The sequence below is a fragment of the Undibacterium sp. TC4M20W genome, from assembly GCF_049340245.1.
GTDB lineage: Bacteria > Pseudomonadota > Gammaproteobacteria > Burkholderiales > Burkholderiaceae_D > Undibacterium.
Window position 1 is genome coordinate 111966 of sequence record NZ_JBMPPI010000014.1, and the last position, 26151, is coordinate 138116.

The following is a 26151-nucleotide window of genomic DNA, read 5'->3' on the forward strand; positions in this document are numbered from 1 at the left end:
CTAATCTAGTAAATGTGTCTCGAATTCAGTGACGTGAAAAACGAGACTTTTGCTATTGCGATTTTTGCGCGCTAAAAAACCGGTGAATTCCATGGGCTGTTCCAAGGCAATTTCTGTAAAACGCTGGGATATTTCACCAGCAGCCATCGCAGAAATTTCAAACTCGACCTGCCGAACTGTGTTCGCCTCACGAGCCTCTGAACTATGCATCAAGGTAGCAGAAGCTATCGGGATACCGGCCGGGGTGTAGCGCAATGCGCTTTTTTCCACAATCCGGGCTACGAGCTTCAGCTGATTCACTATTTTTTTACGCGACCTTTGTCAATTATTAAGCAGCAGGCGCTTCAACACGTTGAGCTTTTGCAGCATCTTCTTTCTGAACAGCTTTCATCATAGGAGAAGGTGTTGTTTCTGCTTTTTTCAATTTGACTGTCAGGTGACGCAAGACAGCATCATTGAATTTGAATGCTGTTTCCAACTCGAGCAGAGTTTCAGCATCGCATTCGATGTTCAAGCAAACATAGTGTGCTTTTGCCAATTTTTGAATCATGTAAGCCAATTGACGACGACCCCAGTCTTCAACGCGGTGGATTTGACCACCACGGGCTACAACACTTGCCTTGTAGCGCTCGATCATTGCAGGAACTTGCTCGCTCTGATCTGGATGTACGATAAATACGATTTCATAATGACGCATATATTCTCCTTGTGGACAATAAAAATAGCCCGCCTCGGCGTCAAGACGAGTGCGGGAAGAGGAAAGCCGACAATAATAACCCAGTTTTTCATATTGATCAATTAGATCAGTGACTTAGGCTATTTATCTGCCAATTCCCGAAGGTAAGTGAGGTATTTTTTTCACATTTCTCAGTAATTGCGGTCATTTTGACTTGCATATTCAGCTTTACTGTATAAAAATACAGACTGCTTGTATATACAGCACCTTAACACTAGAAAACGCCATGCTCAAACTCACTTCCCGCCAGGAACAAATCCTGAACCTGATCAAAGACGCCATTCAAAACACGGGCTTTCCTCCTACCCGTGCCGAGATTGCGACAGAACTGGGGTTTCGCTCCACCAATGCGGCAGAAGAACATTTGCAAGCACTGGCACGCAAAGGCGTTATAGAAATTGCGGCAGGCACTTCACGCGGCATACGCCTGCTGGAGTCAGAGTTGTCCAGCCATATCACAGGCAAGCAACTGGCCTTGCCCCATCCTGCCCTGCTGCAACTAGCCCTGCCACTGGTTGGCCGGGTTGCTGCCGGCTCGCCGATACTGGCAAGTGAACATATAGAATCGACTTACCACGTAGATCCTGCCCTGTTCTCTGCCAAACCAGATTTTTTACTGAAGGTACGTGGCATGTCCATGCGTGACGCTGGCATACTTGATGGCGACTTGCTGGCAGTCAAAAAGGCAGACAGTGCCCGCAATGGCCAGATCGTTGTTGCCCGCCTCGGTGATGATGTTACCGTCAAACGCTATAAAAAAACTGGCAGTTTGATCGAGCTGATGCCAGAAAACCCGGATTATCCTGTGATCAAGATTGGTGATACGGAAGAAGATTTCGCGCTGGAAGGCCTGGCTGTCGGCCTAATGCGCAACTGGGTTTGAGGTCAGCCCGGGCGTGATCCTCCCCTCTCATCCGGATCACGCCCGGCTCGTCCCCAAACTTTTTTGATAGTGGCGCCAAAGGATGCACCTGCTATCAACAGTTCACGTGCTGAATTTGCGAGTTGACATAATCTCAGCCAACCCCCAACAGAATTTACTTGGGGCAGCGCAAAGATCAGAAGCAAAAAGTTCGCGAAACACTACTCCACGCCCACCCAATAGTCTCGCCTTGCAAGACGAGACTATTCATACTGCTAAAAGCATTTCGAGCGCGCATCGCGATAACATAACTAATGAACTCTTTTACGTCACTCTTTATGATTGATGCCTTATAGTTTCGCTGACTCTATACTTGCCGAGATATTGATGTTGATCATGTAAGCGATATTGATCGCAACATTTCTAGCGTACTTTTACAGAAAAACAGGCATTCTTACTTGCATAGGACCTGAGTTGATTTATCCGGATACTGTCAGCTATTCTCCATCCAAATCCAATATCAATTCAGCCTCTGCTTTCTTGCCATAGGCAATCGCATCTTGCGACTTGATGAAGGGTAGTCCATCCTCATCATTCAGAATTAATCCGTTGGACATTGAACACAAGACTGCTGACGCAATAGTCGACGCTATCAGTTCAGTTAAATCACTGTGCGTCGAAAAGGTCACCAGATAATCTCTACCCTTAAGCTGCGGTGTCGCATCTTCGTCCAAAAAATCGTCTTCCAACTCTTCGAAAAAATATTCGAACCCAGTTTCTTCACCCTTGTATATGCAGGGCAAAAACCCGGAAAATTCTTCAACATCAAAATCCGTGTCAATTTGCAGATCAAACTCTGCATCCGCAATTGCTTGCGCCCATCGCTTGGGGATAGGCATTTTCTCTTTTTCTAGAATCACAAAAATATCGACAGACATATTTCACCTGGTAAAAAATCAAATATATGGCTCTTGCTGGAAGCCTCGTGCAATTCCGGCTTTTACCATTTCTATCCGTTCGGGAGTCGGATGATAGCCACGCTTCCCAACGTAGGCCACATACGTTTCATATGAACGAACTGTCGGAAACCAGGGTAGAGCGTATTTATCAATTAATTCCAATACAGATCTCAAAACTTGTTCAATATCTTCCTCATTTTCGACAGAAAACATTGGGTCGCTAAACATATTTTTGGGAAAATCCTCAGAGAGGCGGCCACCAATCAATATATAGTCGGGTGGGAACTCTCCAAGTTCACCATTTGGATGATTTACCCAAGGCGACCAGATCGTTACATTGATATCAAGAAATCCGCCTGAACTTATTCTTGCGACAAACATATCAAATAAAGGCCCGCGCTTACGCCAAAAAGTAAATTTCTTTTCTACGGCAAACCCGCGCCGCCGCATCGCGTCGTGGAACCATTTGCTCGCGTGTTTATCAAGTTGCGCCAAAGTAGTCATAGAACCAGACCATTTCCAATCTAAAAATAAAGAGAATGAATCATAGATTAAATTGAACCCGTGTTGACAACAATTTAACATTACCGCAATTGCGCAACGACATAAAACTGCCTGCAAAAAAAATCGCCCGATTCAAAAATCGGGCGATTTCATTTTTTTGTTGCCAGCACTTGGCTGGCAAGCACCAACAAATGCTGACTAACTTAGTGCTTTACCACAGTCGTATCCGCTGGTGTTTCTGGCGTTGCCGGTGTTGCTGCGGCAGCCACAGGGACTGGTTCGTCAACCAAAGGAACAGGCTGGGTTTCCAGTGCAATTTCCAGGACCTTGTCTATCCAGCGTACCGGGATGATTTCCAGTTTGTTTTTGACATTGTCCGGGATCTCAGCCAGATCCTTGGCGTTTTCCTCAGGTATCAATACTGTCTTGATACCACCACGGTGGGCAGCCAGCAATTTCTCTTTCAAGCCACCGATAGGCAATACCTCACCACGCAACGTAATCTCACCTGTCATGGCAACATCAGCACGAACCGGAATACCAGTAAACACTGAAACCAGAGCCGTCGTCATGGCGATACCAGCAGACGGGCCATCTTTTGGTGTTGCGCCTTCAGGTACGTGGATATGGATATCACTCTTCTCGAACACATCTGCCTTGATACCCAGGCGCTTGGCGCGGCTGCGCACAACAGTGCGGGCTGCCTCTATCGATTCTTTCATGACATCGCCCAAAGTACCGGTACGGATGACACCACCTTTACCTGGCATGTTGACAGCCTCGATGGTCAAGAGATCACCACCAACTTCAGTCCAGGCTAAACCAACTACCTGACCGATCTGGTTATCCTTGACGGCGACACCAAAGTCATAGCGGCGCACACCCAGGTACTTGTCCAGATTTTTTGAATTGACCGTGGCTTTTTTCTCGGTCTTTTTGAGCAAGAGCATTTTCACGACCTTGCGGCAAATCTTGGAGATTTCCCTTTCCAGCGAACGCACGCCAGCTTCACGGGTGTAATAGCGAATGATGTCGCGTATTGCACTCTCAGCCACAGTGATTTCGCCTTCTTTCAAACCATTGTTCTTGATTTGCTTGGGCAACAGATAGCGTTGTGCAATGCTGGTTTTTTCATCTTCGGTATAACCTGACAGACGAATAACTTCCATCCTGTCCAGCAATGCTGGCGGGATATTGTAGGAATTGGACGTCGCTACAAACATCACATCGGACAAATCGAAATCGACTTCGATATAGTGATCCGAGAAAGTGTGATTTTGCTCAGGGTCCAACACCTCCAGCAAAGCCGATGAAGGATCACCACGGAAGTCAGCTCCCATCTTGTCCACTTCATCCAACAGGAACAAAGGATTACGCACACCAACCTTGGACAGGCTTTGCAAAATCTTGCCTGGCATGGAACCTATGTAGGTACGGCGATGACCGCGAATTTCTGCCTCATCACGCACGCCACCCAAGGCCATGCGCACAAACTTGCGGTTCGTAGCGCGGGCAATGGATTGCCCCAGCGAGGTTTTACCCACACCTGGAGGACCTACCAGACACAAGATAGGCGCTTTGAGCTTGTCGACACGCTGTTGTACTGCAAGATATTCCAGGATGCGTTCCTTGACCTTATCGAGGCCAAAGTGTTCGTCTTCCAATACTTTTTCGGCATTCGTCAAATCATTATTGACCTTGGATTTTTTCTTCCATGGCAAATTAACGATAGTGTCGATGTAATTACGGACGACAGTAGCTTCTGCCGACATAGGCGACATCATCTTGAGTTTTTTCAACTCATTCTGTGCTTTGTCGCGGGCTTCTTTAGGCATCTTGGCGGCCAGGATTTTTTTCTCCAGCTCGTCAATATCCGCACCTTCTTCACCCTCGCCCAGCTCTTTCTGTATCGCCTTGACTTGCTCGTTCAGGTAATACTCACGCTGGGATTTTTCCATCTGACGTTTGACGCGACCACGGATGCGCTTTTCAACCTGCAGGATATCAAGCTCACCTTCGAGCTGACCCAGCAAATGCTCAAGACGTTTTGCCACACTGAAAATTTCCAGGATGACTTGTTTTTGTTCCAGCTTCAAAGGCAGGTGCGCGGCGATGGTATCAGCCAGGCGACCAGCATCATCAATGCCGGACAGGGATGCCAGAATTTCTGGTGGAATCTTTTTGTTCAGTTTGACGTATTGGTCAAATTGCTGAACGATAGTACGGCGCATAGCTTCGACTTCCGACTCATCACCTTCATCGACGGCGATAGGTGTCAGGTCGGCAAAGAAATGCGATTCAGAATCATGGATCTTGCTGATGCGCGCACGTTGCGCACCTTCGACCAGCACTTTGACAGTGCCGTCGGGCAATTTCAGCATTTGCAAAATATTGGCAATACAGCCAATTTCATAAATATCATCTGCCGAAGGTTCATCCTTGGCAGCGGCTTTCTGGGCGGCAAGCATGATGCTCTTGCCCTGATCCATGGCGGCTTCTAAGGCTTTAATGGATTTGGGGCGGCCCACAAACAGGGGGATTACCATGTGCGGGAATACAACGACATCACGCAGTGGCAACAACGGCAATTGGGTTTGTTCGGTAATCAGAGTAGTCGTCATGGCGCACCTTTCATAAATACTGGTTAACAATGTTGGCGCACTGGGCGGAAACACAAGCCCATTCTGGAAAAAAACAATAAAAAAAGCCACTCAGAGAGCTTCTCCGGGTAGCTTTACGATTGAAGCCAGAATCGTTTTGTTAATCCATTGTACTTCGAATCAAATTAAAACGAGGCAAAATAAATAAAAATGGGGAGCTAAGTCCCCATTTTGTTACTTCGCAGCAAACAATACCATCAGGCGCCTGAAACTTTTGGTTGCTCATGGTAAATCAACAATGGTTTTGCGCCGTTAGTGATCGTACTTTCGTCAATAACAACCTTCTCCACATTCTGATGGCTAGGCAAGTCATACATGACATCCAGCAAGGCGTGCTCGAGGATGGAACGCAGGCCACGGGCACCGGTTTTACGCATGATCGCTTTCTTGGCGATGGCTTGCAAGGCAGCCGGACGAATTTCGAGCTCAGTGCCTTCCATCTCTAGCAATTTTGCATATTGCTTGATCAGGGCATTCTTAGGCTCAACCAGAATCTGGATCAGGGCAGCCTCGTCCAGCTCATTCAAAGTGGCGATAACAGGCAAACGACCAACCAGCTCGGGAATAAGACCGAACTTGATCAAATCTTGTGGCTCTGCATCTTGCATCACTTCGCTAGCACTCTTTTCTGCCTGGCTCTTGACGCTGGCGGAAAAACCTATGCCACTGCGCTCAGAACGGTCAGAAATGATCTTGGCCAGACCATCAAATGCACCACCGCAGATGAACATGATGTTGGTGGTATCGATCTGTATGAAATCCTGATTCGGATGCTTGCGACCACCCTGAGGCGGCACAGATGCCATGGTACCTTCAACCAGCTTCAGCAAAGCTTGCTGCACGCCTTCACCAGAAACATCACGGGTAATGGATGGATTATCAGATTTACGGGAAATCTTGTCGATCTCATCAATATAAACGATACCTTTTTGCGCGCGCTCGACTTCATAGTTGCAATTTTGCAGCAATTTTTGAATGATGTTTTCTACGTCTTCACCGACATAACCAGCTTCAGTCAGGGTAGTCGCATCGGCAATAACGAAAGGCACGTTCAACATGCGTGCCAGTGTTTGCGCCAGCAAGGTTTTACCTGAACCAGTAGGGCCAACCAGCAAGATATTACTCTTAGCCAGCTCGACATCGTCTTTTTTACCCAAGTGCTTAAGGCGCTTGTAATGGTTATATACCGCTACCGCCAGAATACGCTTGGCACCAAGCTGACCAATGACGTACTGATCCAGCAAGTCAGTGATTTCTTGCGGCGTAGGCAACTCAGTTTTCGCACTGGCAATATTATCAATCTCTGACACTTCGTCACGAATGATGTCATTGCACAAATCGATACACTCGTCGCAGATGAATACGGATGGCCCAGCTATTAATTTTTTAACCTCATGCTGACTCTTGCCGCAAAACGAGCAATAGAGCAACTTTTCTCCGCTGGAGGATTTTTTATCGGGCATGATACGTATATGAAATAAACAAAATTAATCTATAAACTGATGATTACACGCTGACTGGACAGAGTCTGGACTCAGGCCTCGGCCACGCATATTAAGCATTAATAATCTCAGCTTCTTGGTCTTGCATATTACCTGCAAAAACGTCTTTCGTCATGACATCAATATGCAACAATGGGAAGCAAAGAGACATTATAGAACAGAATAAAAAAACGCCCGGACCGTCATGGAACAGGCGTTTTTCTTTTGATAAGCAATGTGCTCGGAGGATTTAAGCGCGATGCGCCAGCACCTTATCGATCAGACCATATTCCGCAGCAGCATCTGCTGACATGAAATTATCACGATCTGTATCTTTGGCAATTTGTTCCAGGCTGCGGCCAGTTTTTTCAGCCAGTATGCCATTCAGGCGCTCACGCAAATACAAGATTTCACGTGCCTGGATTTCTATATCAGATGCCTGGCCTTGGGCGCCGCCCAGAGGCTGGTGAATCATGATACGGGAATTTGGCAAAGAGAAACGCTTGCCCTTGGCACCTGCTGCCAGCAAAAAGGCACCCATGGATGCCGCCATACCGGTACACAGGGTAGAAACGTCAGGTTTGATGAATTCCATGGTATCGAAAATCGCCATACCAGCAGATACCGAACCACCAGGAGAGTTGATGTAAAGTGAAATATCCTTATCAGGATTTTCACTTTCCAGGAACAGTAACTGTGCAACAACAAGATTGGCAGTCTGATCATTGACCGGACCCACCAGGAAAATCACACGTTCCTTGAGCAAGCGTGAGTAGATGTCGTATGAACGCTCACCCCTGCCGCTTTGCTCAATCACCATAGGCACCATGCCCAGCATGTTTGTGTCCAGTGCCGAATTACGGATGATGCCTGTCATGTGTTTTCCTTTATTTGTTACGCTTGTGCGTTGTTACCCATCAATTCGTCGAAAGGCAGAACTTTGTCTGTGACTTTCGCTTTACCCAGCACATAGTTAACGACGTTTTCTTCTAATACAAGGGCTTCAACTTCAGCCAAACGGTTGCGGTCGCTGAAATAATATTTAACGACTTGCTGCGGGTCTTCATAGCTTTGAGCAAAATCTTCAACTTGCGCTTTGATTTGTTCAGTTGTTGCTTGCAGATTGTTTGCCTTGACCAGTTCAGCCAGGATCAAACCCAGGCGAACGCGACGCTCAGCTTGTGCATTGAACAAGTCTGTAGGGAAAGGCACGTCTTTGACGTTCATGCCGCGTTGCGCCATGTCTTGACGTGTCATTTCTGCCAAACGTTCGCTGTCTTGCGTTACCAAAGTTTTAGGTACGTCAAATTCAACAACCTTGACCAATGCGTCCATGACGCTTTCTTTAGTCTTGGATTTAACACGGCCGCGTACTTCGCGTTCCAGATTGTCCTTGATATCTGCGCGCATTTTGACCAGGTCGCCATCTTCCACGCCCAGCATTTTGGCAAACTCGGAATCTACTTCAGGCATATGCGCCCATTCCAGTTTTGTCAAAGTGATCGTGAATTCTGCAGTTTTACCTGCAACATCCTTGCCATGATAATCTTCAGGGAAAGCCAGTGGGAAAGTCTTGGACTCACCAACTTTCAGACCGATAGTTGCTGTTTCGAACTCAGGCAACATGCGGCCTTCACCCAGTACGAAGGCGAAACCATCAGCTTTGCCGCCAGCAAATTCGACGCCGTCGATTTTGCCTACGAAATCTACTGTAGCACGGTCGCCATTTTGTGCGGACTGGTCTGCACCGCCGTCACCGTGCGCGCCCTGCTCACCTTTAACGTGGAAATGCACGCGTTGCTTGCGCAGGATATCGATGGTTTTATCGATTTCGGCATCAGTTACGTCAGATTTGACTTGCTCAACTTCAGCAACAGTCAAGTCACCAACGGTGATTTCTGGATACACTTCAAAAGTTGCATCGAATGCCAAGCTGCCTTCAGCCACGTCTGATCCAGACTTTGGCTCTATGCTTGGGTAACCAGCAACACGCAATTTGTTTTCATTTGCTGCAGCAGCAAAAGCCTGGCCGACTTTGTCGTTCAGTACTTCCGTTTCTACTTGATAGCCATATTGCGCAGCTACCATTTTCATAGGTACTTTACCAGGACGGAAACCAGGCGCTTTTGCTGTGCGTGCGCGCTGTTTCAAACGCTTTTCAACTTCCGATTGCACATCAGCGACCGGGAAGGAAATCGTCAAACGGCGTTCCAATTTATCTAAAGTTTCGACTGCAGTTGCCATGAAAATCGTCCAAATAGTAAAAATTCTGTGGTGCGAGGAGGGGGACTCGAACCCCCACACCATTGCTGGCGTCAGGACCTAAACCTGGTGCGTCTACCAATTTCGCCATCCTCGCGGGATGTATGTTTATGTTCACCGGCGCAATGCCGCCACACGTTCTGCACGGCCGTCACAAAAGCAAAGGGCGACCCGAAATTCAAGCGTCGCCCAAAACTGATGTATGTGGCATTACAACTCCAGCCCGATATTCTACTGGATTTTACCGGCATGTGCCTTATTTTTTTAAATACAAGCCCAATGCAGCAGCGGAAACACCATAAAAGGCTATAAAACACTATGTAGGGGCAGTATTGCGCGGTTTATCCAGCGATTCCGCCCCTGTCAGCATAGCTGTCCTGACAGGGGTGGAACCCCAAAATATCCCAGATACTCTTAAATACTGGTCTTCTTGACCCTGAACCATGCCGCATATAAAGCTGGCAAGAACAGCAAGGTCAGAGCAGTCGCAATAATCAACCCCCCCATGATAGCGACCGCCATCGGCCCCCAGAACACGGAACGGGACAAAGGTATCATCGCCAGCACTGCCGCTGCTGCCGTCAGGATGATAGGACGGAAGCGGCGTACTGCCGATTCCACAATCGCATCCCATGGTGCAGCGCCCTCACCTATATCGTGCTCGATCTGGTCAATCAAGATCACCGAATTACGGATGATCATACCGAACAGGGCAATCACACCAAGTTGTGCGACAAAGCCGAATGGACGTTGCAATATCAACAAAGCCATCGCCGCCCCCGCCACACCCAGAGGGCCGGTCAGGAATACCAGCAAGGATCTGGAGAAGCTATGCAACTGCAACATCAGCAAAGTAAAGATGATGAAAATCACAAATGGAACATTGGCTGCAATCGATTCCTGCGCCTTGCCACTATCCGCTGCTGCACCTGCCAACTCTATCTTGTAACCTGGCAAGAGGCTGGCCCTGATCTGATCCAGTTTTGGTGATACCTGGCTTGATACTGTCGGACCCTGTATGCCATCAACCACGTCAGACTGCACCGTCACCGCCCACTCACGGCCTTCACGCCAGACCACACCCGGCTCCCATACCAGATTGATACGGGCAACCTGAGACAAAGGCACAAATTTGCCACTGCCGGTTGGTACATTAGCATTACCCAATGCCTCTATCGTCGAACGCTCATCGACTGGCTGACGCACGACAATATCAATCAGTTTATTACCATCACGGAACTGACCAACGGTAGTACCCGTCAGTATGGTATTCGCAGCACGCATGACAGCTTGCGATGTAATACCCAAGGCACGCAATTTATCCTGATCCAGATCAATACGCACTACCTTGACTGACTCGTTCCAGTTGTCATTCACACCCACCGTATTTGGGTTAGCACGCATGACTTCTTTGACACGATCTGCAATTTCCCTGACCTTGTTCACTTCCAGACCCGTAACACGGAACTGCACCGGATAAGGAACTGGTGGACCGTTAGGCAAGAGTTTCACACGACCACGCACCTCAGGAAAATCTTTCTTGAAGGCTTCGATAATCGCCAGTCGCAAATCTCTACGCGCATTCAAATCCTTAGGCAAGACCACGATCTGCGACACGTTGGTTTGTGGGAAAATCTGATCCAACGGCAAATAGAAACGAGGACTACCCGTACCTACATAGCTGGTCACGCTTTCCACACCTTTCTGTTTTTGGATGAAGGCTTCAAACTTTTTAGCCTGCGCTTCTGTTGCCTGGAAGGATGAGCCCTCTGGCAACCACAACTCCACCATCAATTCAGGGCGGCTGGAGTCAGGGAAGAATTGCTGCTCAATGAACTTGAATCCATACACACCCAGCATGAACACGCCAAGCGTAATGACTATCGTCGTCTTGCGCCAGGTCACGCACCAGTTCACCAGCGCACGAAAGCGCGAGTAAAACGGTGTGTCAAAAATCTCATGCTCACTACCACCGCCACCTGCATGCGGCTTAACCTTCAACAGCAGGTAACCCAGATAAGGCGTAAAAATAACCGCAGCCAGCCATGAGATCAGCAAAGCCAGGGCATTTACCGAGAACATCGAGAAGGTATACTCACCCGCTGCAGATTTTGCCAGACCGATAGGCAAGAAACCTGCTGCCGTAATCAACGTACCTGTCAGCATGGGCATGGCAGTAGAAGTATAGGCAAAGGTTGCCGCATCAAAGCGCGAGAAACCTTCTTCCATTTTTCTGACCATCATCTCAACCGCGATAATCGCATCATCGACCAGCAAACCCAGGGCAATGATCAGAGCTCCCAGCGATATCTTGTGCAAATCGATATCAAAGATGCGCATGAACAGGAAGGTAATTGCCAATACCAGCGGTATCGTCAAACCAACCACCAGGCCAGGCCAGATATCGAGGCGGAAAGGTTTGGTATGCAAACCCAAGGCCAGGAAGCTGACTGCAAGAACAATGACGACCGCTTCTATCAGCGTACGGATAAATTCACCAACGGACGACTTCACGGCATCCGGCTGATTGGTCACCTGCTCCAGCGTAATACCTACTGGCAGTTTTGCCTTGATCTCTGCAACATCAACTTGCAGATGTTTGCCCAACTCTATGATATTGCCGCCCTTTTCCATGGAAATACCCAGGCCGACAACTTCTTTGCCGTTGAAACGCATTTTGTCTTGTGGCGGGTTCTTGTACTCACGTTTGACCGTGGCAAAATCACCAAGGCGGAAAGTCGTGCCATTAGCGCGCAACTGCAAATTCTCCAGCTCTTTCACCGTCATCAGCGCGCCAGAAATACGGACTTGCAGATTGTCTGTGGAGGTCGTTAACACACCGGTAGTTTCAACACCATTTTGCGAATTGATTTGCCCTACGATGGCATCAAAAGGCACGCCCAGTTGTGAGAATTTCTTTTGCGAGAATTCAATATTGATTTTCTCGTCCTGCACACCAAACAGTTCAACCTTGGATACAGAAGGGATACGCAAAAATTGCTGACGCACGAAGTCGGCATATTCCTTGACCTCTTCATACTTGAAACCATCGCCAGACAAGGCAAAGATGGAGCCATAGGTATCGCCGAATTCATCATTGAAGAAGGGACCTACGACACCCGGCGGCAAAGTCCCGCGTATATCGCTGATCTTTTTACGCACCTGATACCAGGATTGCGCCGTATCTTTAGGCGGCGTCGATTCGCGCAATTGCAGGATGATTAAAGTTTCACCAGGTTTGGAGTAGCTGCGTATCTTGTCTATGTAAGGCGTTTCCTGTAACTTTTTTTCCAGCTTGTCGGTCACCTGATCAGCCATTTGCAAAGCGGTGGCACCTGGCCAGATAGCCCGCACCACCATGGCGCGGAAAGTAAACGGCGGATCTTCGTCCTGCCCCAGTTTGCCATAGCTTAGTATACCACCCAGCAAAAGCACGACCATCAGATAGCGCGTCAGCGGAATATGCTCCAGCGCCCATCTGGATAAATTGAAACCACGTGAAGAATCACTCATTTGGCCGCTCCTGCGGCTGCCGCTGGTGCTGCCGGGGTGGCAGATGCTGCATCACTGGCCGCTGCCACAGACTTGGCCGGGGCTGGAGCAGTTTCCACACCGAGTATGGTCACTTTCTGACCATTTTTGAGCAGATTGGCACCCGCCGTCACCACTACCTGACCTGGCTTGACACCACCAGCCAGCAAGGCTTCTTCGCCAGAAGAACCGGCCACCTGAACCGGCACCAGCCTGACCACGCCAGACTCAACCACCCAGACTGAAGAAATATTTTTTTCCTGGAACAAGGCAGTCAAAGGCACTTTGATTGCGCTATTCGGATTTTTCGCATTGAAGCTGACATAGGCCGTCATGCCCAGTTGCACATCTTTGTTATCACCAGCAAGGCTGACCTTGGCAGTATAAGTGCGGGTGACTGGATCAGCCATAGGTGACAATTCACGCAATTTGCCAGGTATGGTTTGGCCGGGATTGGCCCACAAACGTACGTTGACATCCGTCAATTGACGGATGGAATTGACCTTGTCTTCTGGTACACCTACGATAACATCCATGGCCCCCAATTGGGCTACACGCACGACCGGTGTACCCGCTGCAACCACCTGCCCTACCTCGGCATCAATACCAGTTACCACGCCATCAACATCAGCCACCAGGCTGGTATAAGAAGACTGGTTGGACTGGTTTTTATAAGCTGCCAGCGCCTGTTCATAAGTTGATTGCGCCGATTTGTAGGCTACTTCTTTGCCATCCAGTACGGCAGCGGCCACAAAATTCTTGGAGCGCAACTCCTGATAACGCTTCAATTCAGCCTTGGCCAGATCACGGTTACTCTCAGCCGCCGTCAAGCCCGCCTTGGCCTGAACCTGTGCCAGCGCCAGGTCCTGAGGGTCAAGCTGCATCAATACCTGGCCGCGCTTGACCAGGGTACCGGCATCCACTTTACGGGCAACGATTTTGCCCGGCACGCGAAAACCCAGGCGTGACTCTATGCGTGGACGCACTTCACCGGTCAGCTCGGCATTGATATCTATATTGCTGCTGGCCAGGGTAATGGTTCTGACCGGGCGTATGTCTTCGGTTTTCTCGGCAGGTTTGGAGCAAGCCAGCAATAGTGTTGCAGATGCAAGGATGAAGGCAAATGGGACAGCGCGCCTTCCAGCAAACTGCCTCGCTTGAGGATGGATGGTAGTTTCTGGTGTTAACACAGGAGTTTTCCTTTACTATGCTGGCTTTCCGGGCCGGAACAAAACGGGCAAAAATGACAATGCGATTTTATTAATATTTAATATTGACTGCGTGCTACTATCAAGTAACTGACTTTGCGGTTAGTAATTATAGTTAAGCATCTTGTTTTTGCCAATGACTTTTCGGTCATTAAGACTTTTCATGGAATTTAGCTCAATAAATGTCGGTTAACCATTACGAAAACTTCCCTGTTGCCTCCCTCTTGCTTCCTGCCCGCTTAAGGCCAGCGGTCAAGGTCATCTATGCTTTTGCCCGCAGTGCCGACGACATTGCCGATGAGGGGGATGCCAGCCCGGAGCAAAGGCTGGCGCAACTGGCAGAATATGAACGCGAACTCGATAACATAGAGAAAAATAGTAGCAGCGAATCACAACTATTCAAGGCACTGGCTGAGGTGATACGTGAATATAAGCTGCCTTTGCAAAGCTTTCGCGATTTGCTGTCGGCATTCAAACAGGATGTTGTCACTACCAGATATGCAGACTTTACCGGACTGCTGGATTATTGTGCCCGCTCTGCCAATCCGGTCGGCACACTGATGCTGCACCTGTATGAACAGGCCAGTACTGAGAATTTGCGCGATTCAGATGCCATCTGCAGTGCACTGCAACTGATCAATTTTTGGCAGGATGTCACCATAGACTGGCAAAAACAAAGAATTTACCTGCCGCTGGATGACTTGAGCCGGTTTGGCATAGGAGAACAGCAAATTGCCAGTGGTATGCAGAATGAGGACTGGCGCAATATGATGCGCTTTCAGGTGGCACGCGCCAGGAATATGATGCAATCAGGCAGCGGACTGGCAAAACGCCTGCCCGGCAGGCTGGGATGGGAATTGCGCCTGGTAGTACAGGGCGGTTTGCGCATACTGGAAAAAATTGAAGCGGCGAATTACAACGTATTTCAGCACAGGCCCAAATTGACCAAGACCGACTGGATCAGGCTGGCATGGCGGGCAACACGTATGTGAGGTAGGTTTGTGAGGTAGGTATGTGAGACATGTGAGGCATGTAAAACTGAACGCGAAGTCCGGCTGATACAAATCAATACAGATCAATATAGATCAATCGCCTCACCTGGCAAACGTTTGCCCGCACCCGCTGTGTCTGCAAATTGCAGCAACATGTAAATCATTATTGTTTTTGACCAATAGCAATAGGAGATACGTGGGATTGAACTTAAAATCAATCTATCAATCACACCAACAGCAAACCCATGGCGACTCTTTCATGAGCAAGCGGGTCTGCACAGGATTCTGGAGTTTGAATGCGAACTTGTATAACTTGTATATATCGATGTGTTTTCCTACTATCTTTATTGTCACTCAACGGCTGCACCGTCATTGCGATTGCTGATGCCGCCGTCTCGACTACCGTTAAAGTCGGCAGTGCCGTCGTTGGCACCGCAGTAGATGTCACGCGCGCTGGCGTAAGGGCAGTCACCAGCGATAGTGATGACAGCAGTGGAGACAATCAGGACGGCGATAGCGGCAATACCGACAACGAATCCTCCAGCAAGCACCATAAATAATAGATAAGCTCCCGCATTTTGTACGATAGCCAACTCAATATCATGCCCACAGCATTGCAAATTGCCAAGCACAGGGAAATACAGGCAGCTGCCAAGACGGTACTGGCACGTCTGGCTGGCATGATCACTGCTGAAGACACAGAACAAAGCATCGCCGACAAGGCCTATTCCATGTTGTGCGAATCAGGTTACTCCAAAACGTGGTACCACCAATGCCCTGCCCTCGTGTTGCTAGGGTCACGCAGTTGCGTTTCCATCTCTGGCAGCGACTATCAACCCGGCAAGGAAACCGTTGGCAAAGCCAACCTGATTACCGTGGATTTGAGTCCGGTCCACGATGAATACTGGGGAGATTGCGCACGCTCCTTCCCGGTTGAAAATGGCAGGGTAACGCACACACCGCAATTGCTGGAGTTCCGTAACGGGCTTTGCTTCCAGCAGCACCTGCATGCGCAAATGCTGGAAACCGTGACACCCAAAACCACGTTTGGTCAGTTATTTGACTGGGCCAATTTACGAATACGGCAAAATGGCTTCGTGAACCTGGATTACCGCAACAATGTCGGACACAGCATCGTCACAGACCGCGACCAGCGCCAATACATCCATTCTGATAACAGCCAGGAGTTGGGAGAAGTCGCCTTTTTCAGCTTTGAACCCTTCATACGCCTGAAAGGCGGCAAATGGGGCTTCAAGCATGAAGGGATTTTCTACTTCAATGAGCAGGGCAAGCTGGAAGAAATATAAAAGCGAAGGGAGCTTGCATGCCTATGCAACTGGCCTTGCAAGTAAAAAAGCTGGACAGATGTTAATCTGCCCAGCTTTTTCATTTATATCAACTACCTGCTATCAAGTCTTGGCGCAATCTACCACTGCATTTCTTGAGGCAGCAGGATTAGACGCATCGACCACACCAGTACCATTAGTGACCTTGCAAGTCTGACCGGTAGCCTGGGTATCAACCGTGATATTGAATGGCTTGCCACTCAACCAGCTCCAGTTAAACTGATAATTACCTGGTGCACTGACGGCAAATTTATCAGCAAAACCATCTACTGTATTCACCATGGTCAACACGGTGCCTGCTGTCAGGCCATTGACGGTAAATTGAACTGGCACGGCAGGTACACAAGACACCAGGGCCGTCAGCGAAGCTGCAGGATTTGCGTTATTGACCGTACCAGTGCCGTTAGCGACTGTACAGTACTGCGATGCGGGCGGGATACCTACAGTCACTGCAAACGGCTGGCCGCTAACACCATAAGATGCAAACTGGAAGCTGCCATTGGCCGTCACCGTAGTAGTTGCCAACAAATTATTGAGCAATACCATGGAGCTATTGTCAGCCATGCCAGAAACCGTACCACCCACTGGCACATTCGGCACACAGGTTACGGCGATGTTCTTGACTGCTGAATCACTGGACATCTTGCCTGTGCCATTGACAACCGTGCAGTTCACAGAATTTGGTTGGGTCAGCACAGTGATGGAGTAAGCACCATTGCTGGCAACATTGAATGAGAAAGTACCATCTGCCGTCAGCGTCTGGGTGTAATTGGCTTCATTGCGCAAAACCAGAACATCACCAGTACCCAGACCAGTGACATTACCGCCAACTGTCGTATATACAAAGCCACCACATCCAGCGAGGACTATGCCTGCGCCAACGATCAATGCTGCAAATTTCGATTTATTCAAGATATTCGTCCGAATGAGTAATTATTTTCAATGCCGCGCCGATTTTCCATGGCGCTCTATCGCTCTATAACGCGCCGCCTATTATACGTTTAGTCCCGGATAAGAAGGCAGTTCTTCGTTTTCATTACAATATGTTACGATAAAACAGACTAATCCCGGCATCAAAATACACTTCTTATACAAAACCCATGGCTTTGCCTATCCAGCAAAAAAACGGCCTTAGCCCATCTACTGACTCACTTTATTAATAATAATTTCATATTTCTACTGTAAACTGCGTAGAAATCATCCTTACTGGCCACACAATAAAGCGCAAGAGATTTGTGAGCTTTGCCACAGTTTGTTAACATAGCTACTTTTTTGGCTTTATTTTGGGCCTTAATTTTGGCTTTAATTTTGGCTTTATCCGCCACTTCTTACTCATTCAGCATGTCTCCAGACGAATATTGCCAGCAAAAAGCTGCACAAAGTGGCTCCAGTTTTTACTATAGCTTCCTGTTTTTGCCCCAGGCCAGAAGGCGGGCAATCACCGCCCTGTATGCATTTTGCCGCGAAGTCGATGATGTTGTGGATGAAAGCACTGACGATATGGTGGCCCGCAGCAAACTGGGCTGGTGGCGCAAGGAAGTGCAGGCGATGCTGGCGAATCAGCCTACACATCCGGTGACCAAGGCTTTGCTGCCGCACATGGCAGACTATCAGCTGGATGGAGCACACATGCTGGCGATTATCGATGGTATGGAAATGGATTTGAACCAGACCCGCTACCTCGACTTCAATGCGCTGCAAAAATATTGCTGGCATGTTGCTGGCGTCGTCGGCATTTTATCAGCCAGTATTTTCGGCATCACCAATCCGCAAACCCGTGAGTTTGCTGAGAAACTGGGCCTGGCTTTTCAGATGACTAATATCATCCGCGACGTCGGTGAAGATACACGCAAAGGCAGGATTTACCTGCCCGTCAATGAGCTACAGCAATTCAATGTCACTGCAGCCGATATTCTGAATGCCCGCCATAGCACGCAATTTGAAACCCTGATGCAGTTCCAGTATGAGCGCGCACAAAAGCTGTACGAAGAAGCCTTTGCCCTGCTTCCGCCGGAAGACCGCAAGGCGCAAAGAACTGGCCTGATCATGGCGGCAATTTATCGCGCCCTGTTGGTGGAAATACAGCGTGACGGTTTCCATGTACTTAATCAGCGCATCTCGCTGACACCGATACGCAAACTCTGGCTGGCCTGGAAAACCTACGTTCGTGGCTAAAAAAGAGGCGCTGAAAAACAAGTCAGTCGCCGTCATCGGTGCTGGCTGGGCTGGTTGCGCGGCTGCCTGTGAACTGGTACAACAAGGTGCTACTGTCACATTATTCGAATCCAGCCGCAATCTGGGTGGACGTGCGCGTGGTGTCACCGTGCACGGGCAAGAACTGGATAATGGCCAGCATATTTTGCTGGGCGCCTATACCCAGAGTCTGCGCCTGATGCGACTGGTTGGTGTCGATCCTGAAACAGCGCTATTGAATTTGCCGCTGCAAATGGTGTATCCCGCGCTGGAAGACGGCATGTCATTCATTGCCCCTCGCTTGCCTGCTCCACTGCATCTGTTACTGGCCCTGATCAAATCCAGTGGCCTGAGCTTTGCTGACAAAATGGCGCTGGCCAGGTTTTCATCCACCGCACGCTGGATGGGCTGGCGTCTGAATGAAGATTGCAGCGTGCTGGAATTACTGGAACGTTTTGACCAGACACCGCGGCTATGTCGTTTGATGTGGATACCACTCTGCATCGCCGCCCTGAATACCCCGCCAGAACGTGCCTCAGCCCAGGTATTCTTAAATGTGCTGCGCGATAGTCTCGGAGCAAAACGAGCAGCATCCGACATGCTGATACCCCGGCTGGACCTGAGCAGCGTCTTCCCTGAAAAAGCGGCTGCATACGTACGCGCACACGGCGGGCAAGTCTTAACAGCCCATACCGCAATAGGCCTTGTGCGAAATGAAGATGGCAAATGGCAAGTACAACTGAAGCAGGAAGAAGCACAACTATCGCTCTATGATGCAGTCATACTAGCCTGCGATTTTGCCAATGCAGACAGGCTATTGTCCACCTTGCCAGCCAAAGACCAGGCAGTACCCTTAGCTACAATGACTTACGAACCTATCACTACCTGTTATCTGCAATATGGGTCAAACGTCAGATTTCCACGCGCCATGCTGGCCCTGCTTGACGATGTGACTCAGAAAAAATGGGGACAATATGTATTTGACCGTGGTCAGTTGCAGCCAGATCAGGCGGGCTTGCTGGCAGTGGTCGTGAGTGTGTCGCAAGCTGCCACGGAAATTGACAGACATGAACTGGCAATGGATATTGCCGCACAACTGGCGCAGAGTCTGGGCATGCCAGAACTGGTGCAGCCCATCTGGCATCAATGCATCTCGGAAAAACGCGCCACTTTCAGTTGTGCGCCTGGTCTGAATCGGCCAGACAATCACACTGCTTACACTGGCCTGTATCTGGCAGGTGACTATACCAAAGGCGACTACCCTGCCACGCTGGAAGGTGCAGTACGCAGTGGCATAGCAGCCAGCCAAGCTATCGCCAAAGATTTGAAAGCGTCAAAAATCTAATCCGGGATTTCACTATCCACATCGCGAATTCTGGACAGGGCCTCTTCTATCCTATCGACCCCTATGATGGTCAGGCCTTCGATTTTTTGCTTGGGTGCATTTGATTTGGGGATCATGGCGATGGAAAAGCCCAGCTTGGCCGCTTCGCGCAAGCGCTCCTGCCCGCGTGGCGCTGGGCGTATCTCACCCGCCAGCCCAACCTCACCAAATACCACCAATCCACGGGGTAAAGGTTTATTGCGCATGGAAGAGTTAATCGCCAGCAGCACAGCCAGATCGGCGGCAGGCTCGGCAATTTTGACACCGCCCACTGCATTGATAAAGACATCCTGATCAAAAGCCGCCACACCGGCATGCCTGTGCAGCACTGCCAGCAGCATGGCCAGCCGGTTTTGCTCCAGACCCACTGACAAGCGGCGTGCATTGGGCGCATGTGAACTATCAACTAAGGCCTGTATCTCTACCAGCAAGGGCCGCGTGCCCTCTTGCGTAACCATGACGCAAGAGCCGGCGACCTGGGTATCATGTTGCGACAGGAACAAGGCCGAAGGATTGGACACCCCTTTCAAACCTTTTTCCGTCATGGCAAACACACCAAGCTCGTTGACGGCACCAAAACGGTTCTTGATGGCCCGCACCAGGCGGAAGCTGGAATGAGTGTCCCCCTCAAAATACAAGACCGTATCAACGATATGCTCAAGCACCCTTGGCCCGGCCAGTGCACCTTCTTTAGTAACATGGCCGACCAGTATCATGGTGATGTCCATGGTCTTGGCAACACGCGTCAATTGTGCCGCACATTCGCGCACCTGGGCAACTGAGCCAGGCGCAGAACTCAGGGCATCTGAATACATGGTCTGGATAGAATCAATGACCACGACCTGTGGCTTATGTTCAGCAAGGGTATTGAGAATTTTTTCCAGTTGTATCTCAGCCTGCAATTGCAAGTCTTTGGCATCCAGTGACAGGCGCTTGGCGCGCAGGGCGATTTGCGCGCCCGACTCTTCACCACTGACATACAAGACCTTTTTCTTTTGAGCCAGATTAGCCAGAGCCTGCAACAGCAAAGTAGATTTACCGATGCCGGGGTCGCCGCCTATCAATACGACACCGCCTGCTACCAGTCCACCACCCAGCACGCGGTCGAATTCATCTATGTCCGTACCAAAACGTGGCACATCGAGTGCTTCAATCTCTGCCAGGTTCAAGACCGGTGCAGATTGCGCCAGCCCCTGGGGTTTGGCACTAAAGCGATTGCCAACTGATTCAACGATGGTTTCGACCAGGGTATTCCATTGGCCGCAAGCCGGGCACTGCCCCGCCCACTTATTAACAATACCACCACACTCGGTGCAGGTAAAATTGGTTTTTGCTTTTGCCATCGTCAGACCTGAAGAAATTTTAAAAACATGCAGCAGCGGAAACTGCATGCATACCAGCCATAAAAACACTGATATTTTAACCAGTATTCAGCAATTAGCTTGCCTTATTTCACTAATTCCGCACAATTTTCATGGTATAAAGCTGCCAGTGACATTTTGTAGCAGGTAGACATAGAGCATGAATAAAGCATGAAGAGCGGTTTTTATACGATCATGGCGGCGCAGTTTTTTTCTTCGCTGGCCGACAATGCCTTACTGATAGCCGCAATGGCACTGTTGACGTCCATGCAATCTCCAGAATGGATGTCGCCGCTGTTGAAGTTGTTTTTTGTGCTGTCCTATGTTTTGCTGGCCCCCTTTGTTGGTGCCTTTGCTGACTCCCTGCCCAAGGGCAAGGTCATGCTGATTACCAACATGATTAAAGTCGGTGGCTGCGCCCTGATGTTTTTTCATGTACATCCCTTGATCGCCTATGCCGTCGTCGGCTTTGGTGCTGCAGCCTACTCCCCTGCCAAATATGGCATCCTCACCGAACTATTGCCACCAGAAAAACTGGTAGCCGCGAATGGCTGGATAGAAGGATTGACCGTTTCATCCATTATCTTTGGTACGGTATTGGGTGGTGCGCTGGTGAACTCAAAAGTCTCGACAGTGTTGCTCAACTTTGACTTTCCTCTCATCGACTTTAATATCACTACCCCGTCCGAGGCAGCGCTGTGTGTAGTGACTGCCTGCTATGCCACGGCTGCATTATTCAATATGCACATCCCGGATACTGGCGCACGTTACAAGCACCAGCAGCGCAATCCTGCCAAGCTGGTGACTGAATTTGCCGAGTGCGTGACTATTCTGTGGAAAGACAGACTCGGTCAAATCACACTGGGCGTCACCACTTTGTTATGGGGCACTGCAGCAACCTTGCAATTCATCGTCTTGAAATGGGCTGAAAAATCCCTGCACATGACGTTGGACAGAGCCGCCATCCTGCAAGGTGTAGTTGCCATCGGGGTTGCTCTGGGTGCCGTTGCCGCAGCCCGTTTTGTACCGTTGAAAAAATCCCTGAGCGTCATGCCTCTGGGGGTAGCCATGGGCCTGGTAGTGATCACCATGATCTTTGTACATACGATCTGGATCGCTTATCCATTACTGATACTGGTGGGTGCACTGGCTGGCTTCTTTGTGGTTCCCATGAATGCCTTGTTGCAGCATCGCGGCCACGTATTGATGAGCGCAGGACATTCGATTTCTGTGCAGAACTTCAATGAAAACCTGTCTGTCCTGACCATGCTGGCGCTGTATACCTTGCTCAACTCCATGAAGATAGACATCATGGTCATCATTGTATTGTTTGGCCTGTTCGTTTCCAGCACTATCTATGCCGTCATACGCAAGCACATGGCCAATCAACGCGAGTACGATTCACTGGCACTGATAGGCGAGCACAAGCACTGATCAAGCGAAGGGCGATTACAGCCCTGCTGCATGTGCTTTTGATTGAGCGTGATGAGCAGTGCGCTAAGGAATGCGCTTCAGCTTAACCATGTCGGCCTGTATAAACCAGTCATCCGGCACCACCATACCCCGGCGGTATTCCTGCATCAGCCCCTGGTTTTCTTGCATCAGGGCGAGCATGAGTGGCGCACTGGGAGTAGCAAAGTAAGTTTGCATGTCATTCAGTATGCTTCCCTTTTCCTGCACTGCATTCTTGTCTGACTGTGCGGGTGCCAGCCACTCCAGCCTGTCCAGCAACAAGGCATGTTCAAAATCCAGCGACCGCACTTCTGCTTGCGTCCATATCGCTCCACGGCAGTGATTCTGTGCCAGCCTGATGCTAAAGCTATCAACTGTTTGTTCGTCGCGGTAAAACAACCAGCCCAGTATCAGGGCTTGCGCACTTTGCACTGCCCCAGGCAAGACTTGCTGTGCCAGCGGATGTGCTGACAATTGCAATTGCTGCCCCATGATCTTGTGCAGCTTGGCACCCAGGCTGTCTGCCAGATTGGGGCCAAGATAATCATATAAATCTGGTACCCCTGCCGCATCGGTATGGAACAAATAAAATTTTGTTGCCAGCTCCAGATGCTGCAGACCAGCCTTGGTCTGCAATAGAAAATCAAACTCCCCTATGGTGCTGGCCCCTTTGTTATGTACCTGCAAACCGTGGGCAGCTAACAAGCCGTGCGCAGTTAAATAGAATTCGTAGAGCCTCTCCGCATACAAACCGAGCCGGCGTGAGGGATGGCGCTGCAACAAGTCCAGCAAAGGGGCAGGATTAGCGTCAAGCTCTGCCAGCCATTGGGGCAATACTTGAGCATCAGAAAAAACTGCGCTTGCCAGTTTACCTTCCCAGGAAACATCATGGGTATCCAGCAGACCCGGCGCTGTCAGCATCCATGCCAGTGCCCGCACATGAGGATTGTGGAGATGCTGCCATTGCCGGTGAAATGCAGCTTGTGCGCTCTCCATATGGCTCAATGTGCTGGCAGTGCTTTAATAGCGAGACACAAATCTGCCCAGGCTTTGGCCTTGTCCGCAGGTTTGCGCAAGAGATAAGCCGGGTGATAAGTCGCCACCACCGGTATGCCATTGAATTGATGCACCTTGCCACGCAACTGTCCCACCGGGGTTTCAATATCCATACCCAGCAAAGACACGGCAGCAGTCTTGCCTAGTGCGACAATGATTTGCGGTTTGATCATGGCGATCTGTCTGTGCAGGTAAGGCAGGCAGGCAGCGATTTCATCGGCAGTCGGTGGCCTGTCCTTGCCTTGTGCATCTGTCGGACGGCATTTGACGATATTGGCGATATAGCTTTGCTCACCACGTGGCACGCCCAGGGACTTGAGCATATTGTCGAGCAACTGTCCGGCAGCACCTACAAATGGCAAACCCTGCAAATTCTCGTTATAGCCCGGTCCTTCACCGACAAACAGCCATTTGGCTTGTTTGTCACCGGTGCCAAATACGGCTTTTTTCCGGCCCTGGCACAGGCCACACTGACGGCAGCTTTCCACCATGGGCTGCAATTCATCCCAGGATAAAGTAGCGATCGCAGGCTCACTATCGAATGACGGGACAGGCTGCACTTCTTGCGGCATCCAGTCATCTGCTTCAGGCGGGCTTTCAAAAGCCTGGGCTAAAGACGGGGCTTCCGGCGGGTGTTTGTGCGGCACAATCTCTGTTTCAGTCCACGCCGTATTTACGGCTGGGGCTGGGGCTGGGGCTGGGGTTACTATTATTGGCTCGGCAGTTTTCGCAGCAACAGACCCAGACTCAGGATCAGGCCCGACTTCAACTCCAGCCTCCAAGGCAGGTACAAGCGCAACTTGCTCTGCTTCGCGCAATAACCACATCGGGCCCAAACCGAGTTCATGCAAGGCTCTTTGCCTGTTATGACTGTCAAACGTTTGCATCAATAAGCCTCCGCATTACGATCGCATCTTCGCGCTGATTATCATGCGCGGGGTAATAGCCCTTGCGCACACCGATAGCGGCAAATCCAGCGCCTTCATACACAGAAATGGCGCGCGCATTGCTGCGCCGTACTTCGAGCAAAATCGAGGCATGGGCCTGCTCTCTGGCATAAGTGAATAGTTTGTCCATCAATAATTTTGCATGGCCTTGTCCCTGATATGACAGATCGACTGCAAAATTCAGCAAATGCAGCTCATCCAGTATCGGCATCACGACAAAATAGGCAAACAAATCCAGTTCTGCATTCCTGAAACCAAAAGCTTCATAGCCACTGGAAAAAGAGTCAGTAAAATTCCCACGTGTCCAGGGATGCGCATACACCCGTTCTTCTATGCTGAGTATGCTATCGACATCAGCAAACCCCAATTTGCCATAATGTGGTGTGATCAATTTCAAATCCATGACCAACTCCATTACACAGGCGCCTTGGCTGCCTGGAGTTTAACTTGTTCACGCTCAGCGGTAGTCAGGGCAATTTTATTGCGCAGGTACAGGGGCTGCGCCTGGTCTGCAGGCAGGCTAAGACCAGCGGCGAAATCCAGTTGTCCCAGTATGCCGACTTGTTTTGCGTGCGGCATACATAGCACCACTTGATATTTTGCCTGCTCAGACTCAGGCAAAGTCAGGCCATTGCCCAGTACCAGCTGCGGGTTTTCCAGCGTGATGGCCGCCAATGCAGCATCCAGCCCTATCAGCGCGGGAGCACTTATTTCTGTCCAGCCAGCCACGTCATCAAAGCGGTATTGTGCCCAGTACACTTCATTCATGCGCGCATCGAGTATGCAGACAAATTCATTTGATGTTGCCTGCTCGCGCGCGGCTTCAGCCATGGCCAGCAGGCTCACCACGGGCATCACTGGCAAGTCTGCACCATAGGCCAGACCCTGCACAATGCCGCAAGCTGTGCGTATGCCGGTAAAAGCACCGGGGCCACAGCCAAAGGCAATAGCATCGCAATCCTGCAAGCGCACACCCGCCTCGGCAAGCAAAGCCTGTATGGCAGGCAAAATACCCTGGGAGTGTGTCTGAACACCGCTGAGTTCGCGGACAAATATGCCACCATCAGTCAAGATGGCTGCGGTGGCGAGCTCGGTAGAGGTTTCAATTGCTAAAATTCTGGTCATACGCGTATTTTACCGTGTTCCACCTGTTTCAAGACTGGCTGTTTGCCAAAGCTTATGCCTTGGCCATGCCTGGTCATGCCTTAATTACGCTT

At 49.8% G+C, this 26151-nt stretch carries 24 protein-coding genes and 1 tRNA gene; 6 read left to right on the forward strand and 19 right to left on the reverse strand.

Features of this window, described 5'->3' with window-relative positions; translation table 11 throughout:
- Both priB and rpsF read right to left on the reverse strand, forming a co-directional pair.
- Window positions 1-300 carry a primosomal replication protein N gene (gene priB / locus ACO0LL_RS17645; RefSeq protein WP_422952143.1) on the reverse strand — a complete coding sequence of 100 codons (300 nt, stop codon included), beginning with the start codon at window positions 298-300 and terminating at the stop codon, window positions 1-3.
- 28 nt (window positions 301-328) lie between these two features.
- Window positions 329-697, reverse strand: a complete 369-nt coding sequence (gene rpsF / locus ACO0LL_RS17650; protein ID WP_110252958.1) for a 30S ribosomal protein S6 — start codon at window positions 695-697, stop codon at window positions 329-331.
- Window positions 698-962: 265 nt separating this feature from the next.
- On the opposite strand from rpsF, the gene lexA reads away from it, so the two are divergent.
- Window positions 963-1619 (forward strand): transcriptional repressor LexA, encoded by a 657-nt coding sequence (gene lexA / locus ACO0LL_RS17655; RefSeq protein ID WP_422952144.1) that lies wholly within the window; start codon window positions 963-965, stop codon window positions 1617-1619.
- 476 nt (window positions 1620-2095) lie between these two features.
- On the opposite strand, the gene ACO0LL_RS17660 is transcribed toward lexA, so the two are convergent.
- The 9 genes from ACO0LL_RS17660 to ACO0LL_RS17700 form a co-directional block, all read right to left on the reverse strand.
- Window positions 2096-2536, reverse strand: coding sequence for a hypothetical protein (locus ACO0LL_RS17660; protein WP_422952145.1), 441 nt, complete (start codon window positions 2534-2536; stop codon window positions 2096-2098).
- A gap of 18 nt (window positions 2537-2554) precedes the next feature.
- A complete protein-coding gene (locus ACO0LL_RS17665; protein ID WP_422952146.1) occupies window positions 2555-3061 on the reverse strand; it encodes a hypothetical protein in 507 nt (168 codons plus the stop codon).
- Window positions 3062-3264: 203 nt separating this feature from the next.
- The gene (gene lon, locus ACO0LL_RS17670) at window positions 3265-5682 is read right to left on the reverse strand and encodes an endopeptidase La (protein ID WP_422952147.1); all 2418 of its coding nucleotides are present in this window, start codon (window positions 5680-5682) and stop codon (window positions 3265-3267) included.
- A gap of 236 nt (window positions 5683-5918) precedes the next feature.
- Window positions 5919-7184, reverse strand: a complete 1266-nt coding sequence (gene clpX / locus ACO0LL_RS17675) for an ATP-dependent Clp protease ATP-binding subunit ClpX (RefSeq protein ID WP_422952148.1) — start codon at window positions 7182-7184, stop codon at window positions 5919-5921.
- 268 nt (window positions 7185-7452) lie between these two features.
- Window positions 7453-8079 carry an ATP-dependent Clp endopeptidase proteolytic subunit ClpP gene (gene clpP / locus ACO0LL_RS17680; RefSeq protein ID WP_162040873.1) on the reverse strand — a complete coding sequence of 209 codons (627 nt, stop codon included), beginning with the start codon at window positions 8077-8079 and terminating at the stop codon, window positions 7453-7455.
- 17 nt (window positions 8080-8096) lie between these two features.
- Window positions 8097-9446, reverse strand: a complete 1350-nt coding sequence (tig, locus tag ACO0LL_RS17685; protein ID WP_422952149.1) for a trigger factor — start codon at window positions 9444-9446, stop codon at window positions 8097-8099.
- 28 nt (window positions 9447-9474) lie between these two features.
- A tRNA-Leu gene (locus tag ACO0LL_RS17690) sits at window positions 9475-9561 on the reverse strand.
- A gap of 317 nt (window positions 9562-9878) precedes the next feature.
- Complete coding sequence (locus ACO0LL_RS17695; RefSeq protein ID WP_422952150.1) at window positions 9879-12977, reverse strand: efflux RND transporter permease subunit; 3099 nt, start codon at window positions 12975-12977, stop codon at window positions 9879-9881.
- Window positions 12974-14185, reverse strand: coding sequence for an efflux RND transporter periplasmic adaptor subunit (locus tag ACO0LL_RS17700; protein ID WP_422952151.1), 1212 nt, complete (start codon window positions 14183-14185; stop codon window positions 12974-12976). The genes ACO0LL_RS17695 and ACO0LL_RS17700 overlap by 4 nt, the downstream gene beginning before the upstream one ends.
- A gap of 200 nt (window positions 14186-14385) precedes the next feature.
- Between ACO0LL_RS17700 and hpnC the strand changes: the two genes are divergently transcribed.
- Window positions 14386-15195, forward strand: a complete 810-nt coding sequence (hpnC, locus tag ACO0LL_RS17705; protein ID WP_422952152.1) for a squalene synthase HpnC — start codon at window positions 14386-14388, stop codon at window positions 15193-15195.
- Between the two features lie 350 nt (window positions 15196-15545).
- On the opposite strand, the gene ACO0LL_RS17710 is transcribed toward hpnC, so the two are convergent.
- Window positions 15546-15788 carry a hypothetical protein gene (locus ACO0LL_RS17710; RefSeq protein ID WP_422952153.1) on the reverse strand — a complete coding sequence of 81 codons (243 nt, stop codon included), beginning with the start codon at window positions 15786-15788 and terminating at the stop codon, window positions 15546-15548.
- A gap of 9 nt (window positions 15789-15797) precedes the next feature.
- Here ACO0LL_RS17710 and ACO0LL_RS17715 point away from each other — a divergent pair, with 9 nt between their 5' ends.
- Entirely contained in the window at window positions 15798-16502 is a 705-nt protein-coding gene (locus ACO0LL_RS17715; RefSeq protein ID WP_422952154.1) for a M24 family metallopeptidase, read from the forward strand.
- 102 nt (window positions 16503-16604) lie between these two features.
- Here ACO0LL_RS17715 and ACO0LL_RS17720 read toward each other — a convergent pair whose 3' ends face one another.
- Together ACO0LL_RS17720 and ACO0LL_RS17725 are read right to left on the reverse strand one after the other, a co-directional pair.
- Complete coding sequence (locus ACO0LL_RS17720; protein ID WP_422952155.1) at window positions 16605-17453, reverse strand: hypothetical protein; 849 nt, start codon at window positions 17451-17453, stop codon at window positions 16605-16607.
- 236 nt (window positions 17454-17689) lie between these two features.
- Entirely contained in the window at window positions 17690-17866 is a 177-nt protein-coding gene (locus ACO0LL_RS17725; protein ID WP_422952156.1) for a hypothetical protein, read from the reverse strand.
- A 16-nt stretch (window positions 17867-17882) separates the two neighbouring features.
- On the opposite strand from ACO0LL_RS17725, the gene hpnD reads away from it, so the two are divergent.
- Entirely contained in the window at window positions 17883-18716 is an 834-nt protein-coding gene (gene hpnD / locus ACO0LL_RS17730; RefSeq protein ID WP_422952157.1) for a presqualene diphosphate synthase HpnD, read from the forward strand.
- A complete protein-coding gene (gene hpnE / locus ACO0LL_RS17735) occupies window positions 18709-20079 on the forward strand; it encodes a hydroxysqualene dehydroxylase HpnE (RefSeq protein ID WP_422952158.1) in 1371 nt (456 codons plus the stop codon). The genes hpnD and hpnE overlap by 8 nt, the downstream gene beginning before the upstream one ends.
- On the opposite strand, the gene radA is transcribed toward hpnE, so the two are convergent.
- Complete coding sequence (radA, locus tag ACO0LL_RS17740) at window positions 20076-21461, reverse strand: DNA repair protein RadA (RefSeq protein WP_422952159.1); 1386 nt, start codon at window positions 21459-21461, stop codon at window positions 20076-20078. The two genes, hpnE and radA, sit on opposite strands and share 4 nt — an antisense overlap.
- A gap of 189 nt (window positions 21462-21650) precedes the next feature.
- Between radA and lplT the strand changes: the two genes are divergently transcribed.
- Complete coding sequence (gene lplT / locus ACO0LL_RS17745; RefSeq protein ID WP_422952160.1) at window positions 21651-22913, forward strand: lysophospholipid transporter LplT; 1263 nt, start codon at window positions 21651-21653, stop codon at window positions 22911-22913.
- Between the two features lie 63 nt (window positions 22914-22976).
- On the opposite strand, the gene ACO0LL_RS17750 is transcribed toward lplT, so the two are convergent.
- Genes ACO0LL_RS17750 through tsaB form a run of 4 tightly spaced genes read right to left on the reverse strand, consistent with a single transcriptional unit; the run spans window position 22977 to window position 26059 of the window.
- Window positions 22977-23927, reverse strand: a complete 951-nt coding sequence (locus ACO0LL_RS17750; RefSeq protein WP_422952161.1) for a DUF1853 family protein — start codon at window positions 23925-23927, stop codon at window positions 22977-22979.
- A gap of 5 nt (window positions 23928-23932) precedes the next feature.
- Window positions 23933-24874 (reverse strand): uracil-DNA glycosylase, encoded by a 942-nt coding sequence (locus ACO0LL_RS17755; RefSeq protein WP_422952162.1) that lies wholly within the window; start codon window positions 24872-24874, stop codon window positions 23933-23935.
- Window positions 24861-25337, reverse strand: coding sequence for a ribosomal protein S18-alanine N-acetyltransferase (rimI, locus tag ACO0LL_RS17760; RefSeq protein ID WP_422952163.1), 477 nt, complete (start codon window positions 25335-25337; stop codon window positions 24861-24863). The genes ACO0LL_RS17755 and rimI overlap by 14 nt, the downstream gene beginning before the upstream one ends.
- Window positions 25338-25348: 11 nt before the next feature.
- On the reverse strand, window positions 25349-26059 hold the full coding sequence (gene tsaB, locus ACO0LL_RS17765; RefSeq protein WP_422952164.1) for a tRNA (adenosine(37)-N6)-threonylcarbamoyltransferase complex dimerization subunit type 1 TsaB: 711 nt from the start codon (window positions 26057-26059) through the stop codon (window positions 25349-25351).
- Between the last annotated feature and the right edge of the window lie 92 nt (window positions 26060-26151).